A 1666-nucleotide genomic window follows, 5' to 3' on the forward strand; every position below is an offset into this window, starting at 1 on the left:
TGAACGGTTCTTTGGTCCTTTTGCATCTGGCCGGTGCAGTTGCGCTTTTGCTTTGGGCGACGCGGATGGTGCGGACCGGGGTGGAGCGTGCCTATGGCGACCGGCTGCGCAGACGCCTGCGCAACCAGATGCAGAACCCGCTTTTGTCCGTCGCCTTCGGCCTTGCCCTTGCTGTCGCCCTGCAAAGCTCGACAGCGGTCACACTTCTCGTCGGTTCATTCGTCGGTTCCGGTTTTGTCAGCGGTGTCGCAGGCCTCATGGCCGTGCGCGGCGGCGAGCTTGGCTCCGCCCTCGTCGTCAAGATCCTGAGCTACGACCTCACACTTCTGGTGCCACTCTGCCTGGTCATCGGCACCGGCATCTTCATGACCACCGAGCGCCGCGACTGGCGCCAGATCGGCCGCATTCTGGTCGGCATCGGCCTTCTCATCATGTCGCTGGAAATGACCGGACAGGCCACCGAGCCGCTGCGGCAAAGCGAATTGCTGCCGGTCATCGTCGATTATCTGTCCGGCGATCCGATCACAGCCTATCTGCTCGCAGCGCTGATGACATGGCTGTTTCATTCCAGCGTCGCCGCCGTCATCCTGCTCACCACCTTTGCCTCGCGCGGGCTGATCCATCCCGAGCTTGCCGTGGTGATGGTTCTTGGCGTTAATCTGGGATCGTCGATCATCGCCCCGATCCTGACCCGCCAGGCACCGCCTGAAACCCGCGTCGTGCCGCTCGGCAATCTCTTGATGCGCGGTGCCGGATCGCTCATCATGCTGGTGCTTTACCAGACCTTCAAGCCCTCGGTCGCCTTCCTTGGCGCCGATCCGGTCTCGCAGGTCGTCAATGCGCATATCCTGTTCAATGTCATCGTGATGATTGCCGGCATTCCGCTTTCCGGCCTCGTGCTGCGTGCAACCGAAGCGCTGGTCAATCTCAATGCAGGCAAGGATAGCCCTGCTTCGCAGCAGCCGATCGAGATCGAGCAATATAGCGCCCTTGATACCGCCGTTCTCGACCGGCCCTCGCAGGCGCTCGCCAATGCAACCCGCGAAGTGGTCGGCGTCTGCGATACGATCGAAGTCATGCTGCGGCGGATCATCGAGCTTTATGAAAAGCCCGATCAGGTGCGGATCGATGAGCTGGAAGCCCTCGATGACCGCGTGGACAAGCGCCATGCCGCGATCAAGCTTTACCTGACCCGGCTTGCAACCCATGAGATGACCGACTTCGAGTCATTGCGCATGCAGGAATTGTTGGGCGCATGTGTGAAGCTTGAACAGGTCGGCGATATCATCGTGCGCAACATGCTGGTGCATGTTCAAAAGAAGATGGATCACAAGCTGGAGTTCACCGAGGAAGGCTGGACAGAACTCAGCCAATTCCACGCCATGGTTCTGGCCAATGCGCATATGGCGTTCAATGTGATCGTTTCGCGCGATGGTCGCACGGCCCGTCAGCTCGTGCAGGAAAAGGACCGCTTGCGCGAACTGGAAAAGCAGACGAGCCTGCGCCACTTCACCCGTCTGCGTGAAGGCGCTACTCGCAGCATCGAGACCAGCACAATCCATCTCGACACCATCCGAGACCTCAAGCAGATCAACTCGCTGCTCGCATCAATGGCCTATCCCGTCCTCGAAGAACAGGGCCTCCTCAGCGATACACGCCTCAAGAC

1 protein-coding gene is annotated in these 1666 nt (G+C 60.0%); it reads left to right on the forward strand.

Annotated elements, in window-relative coordinates; translation table 11 throughout:
* A partial coding sequence (locus ACYSN1_RS21810; protein WP_461727576.1) for a Na/Pi cotransporter family protein occupies positions 1–1666 on the forward strand: 1666 nt, incomplete at both ends.

Source organism: Brucella sp. LJL56 (assembly GCF_054871705.1).